Genomic DNA, 4,412 nt, shown 5'->3' on the forward strand with positions numbered 1-4,412 from the left:
TGGCCAGCAAGGTGGCGAAGTCGGGAATCTGGGCCTGCGGATTCGCGGCCAGCACCACAGGCACCCGACCCACCAACGCAATCGGCGTGATGTCGCGCGCCACATCGAAGGGCGCGGGCTGGTATAGGCTGGGATTGGCTGCCAGCGCATTTGCGGCCAGCATCAGCGTGTAGCCATCGGGCGCGCTTTCGATCAGCGCGCGCATCGCGATATTGGTGCCGGCGCCGGCCTTGTTCTCGACCAGCACCGGCTGGCCGAAGCTCGCAGCGATGGGCTGGGCCAGTGTGCGGGCGATCAGGTCGACCGCGCCGCCGGGGCTGTAGCCGACGACCAGCTTGACCGGGCGGTTGGGATAGCCGGCGGGCGCTTGTGCAAAGCTACTGGCGGTCAAAGTGAACAGCAGCAAAGCCGCTGCGCGTCGGGTCAGAGCATTCATCGGGCCTTGTCTCCAGGCTTGTTGCTGAGGGCTCCGGTCGAGGCCGGGCCGTTTGGTTTGCGCGGATTCTGGCGACGATTCCAGAGCCCACCTAGTGGCCCTGCCGCGTAGCAGATATGCCCGCGACGAACACTCCCAGGAAGCGCAATTTCCTCTGGTTATCGCGCCCTGTTTCGCGTTGTCGCGGCTTGCGCACGGCAGTTCGGCGGATGAGAGACGGCGTGCCGGTAGCGCAGCGAATCAGCGTACGAAGCTCAGCAGCCCGGCGCCGGACGGCAGGCCAGGCGATGGCCCGCAAGGCAGACAGCCGAGCACTCGGCAGTCCGCCCGGCAGGAGGCGCATGAATGGAACAGATTGACCTGGGCTTGCCCGGGGCTCTGCACCGGGCAATGACCCAAGCCGCGCGGCCGTGGTCGGTGCCGGTGCGGCTAAAGCCCCAGCAGCGTCGGGTCGCCGCGGCCCAGGCGCACGACTTCGGCCTCGTCGCCCGTCATGTCCACAACCGTGGTGGGCTGCAGCGGGCAGGCGCCGGCATCGACGATCACCTGGAGCAGCTTGTCATAGCGCTCGGCGATCTCGTCCGGATCGTTTAGCGGCTCGCTCTCGCCCGGCGGAATCAGCGTGGTGGCCAGCAGCGGCTGGCCGAGCAGGGCCAGCAGATCCTGCGTGACTTTGTGATCCGGCACCCGCAGGCCTATGGTGCGACGGGACGGATGCGAGACGCGCCGCGGCACTTCCTTGGTGGCTTCCAGGATGAAGGTGAAGGGCCCCGGCGTGGCGTTCTTGATCAGGCGGAACTGCTTGTTGTCCACGCGCGCGTAGCTGGCCAGTTCGCTCAGGTCGCGGCACAGCAGGGTCAGGTGGTGCTTGTCGTCCACGCCGCGGATGCGCCGCAGGTTCTCGGCCGCCGCCTTGTCGTCCAGATGGCAGACCAGGGCATAGCTGGAATCGGTGGGGATGGCAGCGATGCCGCCCTGGTCGAGAATCTGCGCCGCCTGCTTCAGGAAGCGGGCCTGCGGGTTGTCGGGGTGAACTTCAAAGCGCTGTGCCATGGCTGAATTGTGGCTGCATTTTCGGCCGTTTTAGAGCCGTCCAGCAGGGCTGTTGTTGTCAGTCGGCGATGGTGTCCAGCGCGACAGGCGAGGCCGCCTCGCGCTGCGCACGGCGCACGTTCAGCCAGGCCGCAGCAGCGCCGCAGGCCGAGACCACGGCCATGCCCACCCAGGCCCAGCCATCGGGCAGGTGGTCAAAGGCCAGCCAGCCGATGAAGGCGGCCACGCCGATCTGCGCATAGACAAAGGGCATCAGCGTGCCGGTCGGTGCCATGCCCAGCGCCAGGATCAGCAGCAGGTGGCCCAGCGTGCCGAGCAGGCCGATCAGCGCCAGCAGGCCCAGCTGCCCGGCGCTGGCGGTGCGCAGCGTGCCAATCAGATCCAGCGGCAACAGCGCCAGCAGCGCGCTTAGCAGCAGCGCGCCGGTCAGGCCGGTGTAGAAGTGCGTGGTGTAGGGGCTCTCCAGCGCGGCCAGCTTGGCGGTGAGGATCTGGAAGCTGGCATAGGTCAGCGCGCCCGCCAAGGGAAAAAGCACCGCCCAACCGAACAGGCCGCTGCCCGGGCGGATCACGATCAGCGCGCCGGCAAAGCCGCCGATCACCAGCGCCCAGCGCAGGCGCGACACGCTTTCGTGCAGCAGCAGCGCGGCCAGCAGGGTCACCAACACCGGCGTCAGCATATTGATGGCGGTGAATTCGGCCACCGGCATGTATTGCACGCCGTAGAAGCTCATCGCGCTGGTGGCCAGCAGCAGCAGGCCGCGGGCGAGTTGGAAGCGCGGATGCGCGGCCCGGAACTGCGCCGGCCGGCCGCGCAGGCTCTGCAGACCGAGCCACACCGCCATCGTCAGCGCCTGGAAGCTGTAGCGCGCCCACAGGATGATCAGCACCGGCAGGAAGCCGCCCAGGTAGCGGATGCTGCTGTCCATCGAGGCGAAGCAGCAGGCCATCAACAGGATCAGCGCGATGCCCAGCGCCGGGCGCTGACCGGGCTGGCCGTGTGCGGACATCGTGGCCTTCAAGCGGGCTGGTGCACGCGGGCTTCGAGCGCCTGCCAGACAGGCTCCAGCCGACCCGGCAAGGCCGGCAGGCGGCCCAGATCGGTGTGGCTTTCTTCGGGGCTGTGGAAGTCGGAACCGCGCGAGGCCAGCAGGCCGAACTCCAGCGCCGTGTCGGCGTACTTCACCGCCTCGGCGGCGGTGTGGCTGCCGGTCACCACCTCGACGCCGCGCCCGCCATGTCCGATGAACTCGGTGAACAGCGCGTACTCCTCGGTGGGCGTGAAGCCATAGCGCGCCGGGTGGGCGATCACCGCGATGCCGCCGGCTTCGCGGATCCAGCGCAGCGCATCACCCAGCCTGGCCCATTTGTGCTCGACGAAGCCCGGCTTTCCCTCGGTCAGGTAGCGCCGGAACACCTCGGGCACATCGCTGCAATGCCCGGCTTCCACCAGGAAGCGCGCGAAGTGTGTGCGCGAGATGGCCTCTGGGTTGCCCACATAGTGCAACGCACCCTCGTAGGCGCCCTTGATGCCTACCTGGGCCAGGCCGGCCGCCATCTCGCGGGCGCGCAACTCGCGGCCGCCGCGGGTGGCGCGCAGGCCGTCGATCATCTGCTGATTGCGGTGGTCGAAGCCCAGGCCGACGATGTGCACCACCTTGCCGGCGAAGGTGACCGAGATCTCGCAGCCGGTCAGGTAGGCCATGCCCTGATCCAGTGCGGCTTCCAGCGCGCGCTGCTGGCCGCCGATCTCGTCGTGATCGGTCAGGGCCCAGAGTTCCACGCCATTGGCCTTGGCGCGCGCCGCCAGGGCTTCGGGCTCCATCGTGCCGTCGGAGACGGTGGAGTGGCAATGCAGGTCGGCGTTGGTGCAGATGTCGAGTTTCACGCGTGCATTCTAGGAGGCTGCCGGATTCGGGGCGCTGATCAGCCTCACAGGCGGAAGGCCTGCACGGTCTCGTCCATCGCAGCCGCCTGATCGCGCAAGGACTGGGCCGAAGCGGCCGCCTGTTCGACCAGGGCGGCGTTCTGCTGCGTCATAGTGTCGATGCTGCGCACGGCGCGGCCCAGTTCGGTGGTCTGCTCGGCCTGCTTGCGGGATTGCAGGGTGAGCCCATCGATCAGCTCGCTGACCGATTGCACCTTGCTGACGATCTGCGACATCGAGCTGCCCGCCTCGCCGGCCAGCTGTGTGCCCGACTCGACCCGCTCGACGGATTGCTGGATCAGCTGCTTTATTTCCTTGGCCGCCTGCGCGCTGCGCTGGGCAAGGCTGCGCACCTCGGCCGCCACCACCGCGAAGCCGCGACCTTGTTCGCCGGCGCGAGCCGCTTCCACCGCGGCATTCAGGGCCAGGATGTTTGTCTGAAAGGCCAGGCCGTCGATCAGGCCGGTGATCTCTGAGATGCGGCGCGAGGACTCATGGATGCTGCCCATGGTCTGGACCACCTGTTCCACCACCGAGCCCCCGCTGCCGGCCACTTGGCTGGCCTCGTGGGCCAGAGCAGTAGCTGCAGTCACCGCGTCGCCGCTGGCATGGACCACGGCGTCCAGCACGGTCACGCTGGACGCGGTCTGCTGCAGCTGTGCTGCCGCCTGTTCGGTGCGTGTGGCCAGGTCTTGATTGCCTTGCGCGATCTCCTGGGCGGCGAGGCGGATGCCTGTGGCGCCGCCGTGGATCTGCTCGATCAGCTGGCGCAGGCGCTGCTGCATCTCGGCCAGACCCTTGAGCACCTGCCCCAGCTCATCGGACCTGCCCATCGGCACCGGTTCCGAAAGACCACCGGCAGCGATCCGTTCGGTCACCTTCAGCATCTGCGCGACCGGGCCCAGCAGTTGCTGCATCGAGCGCCACAGCAGCCAGACCAGCAGCCCCAGCACAGCGGGGATCAGCACCAGCAGCAGGTTGCGCCGCAGTTCGGCGG

General features: G+C 68.2%; 5 protein-coding genes. All 5 read right to left on the reverse strand.

What is annotated here, in order from left to right; all coding sequences use genetic code 11:
* Positions 1–436: Bug family tripartite tricarboxylate transporter substrate binding protein (locus ACIQ67_RS19850; protein WP_397536100.1), on the reverse strand; the 436-nt coding region annotated here is incomplete at its 3' end.
* Between the two features lie 429 nt (positions 437–865).
* A complete protein-coding gene (locus ACIQ67_RS19855) occupies positions 866–1,489 on the reverse strand; it encodes an L-threonylcarbamoyladenylate synthase (protein WP_397536101.1) in 624 nt (207 codons plus the stop codon).
* A 58-nt stretch (positions 1,490–1,547) separates the two neighbouring features.
* Positions 1,548–2,498, reverse strand: coding sequence for a DMT family transporter (locus ACIQ67_RS19860; protein ID WP_397536102.1), 951 nt, complete (start codon positions 2,496–2,498; stop codon positions 1,548–1,550).
* Between the two features lie 8 nt (positions 2,499–2,506).
* Positions 2,507–3,376 carry a 3',5'-nucleoside bisphosphate phosphatase gene (locus ACIQ67_RS19865; RefSeq protein WP_397536103.1) on the reverse strand — a complete coding sequence of 290 codons (870 nt, stop codon included), beginning with the start codon at positions 3,374–3,376 and terminating at the stop codon, positions 2,507–2,509.
* 44 nt (positions 3,377–3,420) lie between these two features.
* The coding region (locus tag ACIQ67_RS19870; RefSeq protein WP_397536104.1) for a methyl-accepting chemotaxis protein at positions 3,421–4,412 on the reverse strand (992 nt) is incomplete at its 5' end.

Source organism: Roseateles sp., assembly GCF_044373315.1.
Classification (GTDB): Bacteria; Pseudomonadota; Gammaproteobacteria; order Burkholderiales; family Burkholderiaceae_C; genus JACDQM01.

Excerpts from the sequence above, each read along its gene's own strand:
- ACIQ67_RS19855 (WP_397536101.1), bottom strand. The coding sequence starts at position 1,489 with ATGGCACAGCGCTTTGAAGTTCACCCCGACAACCCGCAGGCCCGCTTC.
- ACIQ67_RS19860 (WP_397536102.1), bottom strand. The coding sequence starts at position 2,498 with ATGTCCGCACACGGCCAGCCCGGTCAGCGCCCGGCGCTGGGCATCGCG.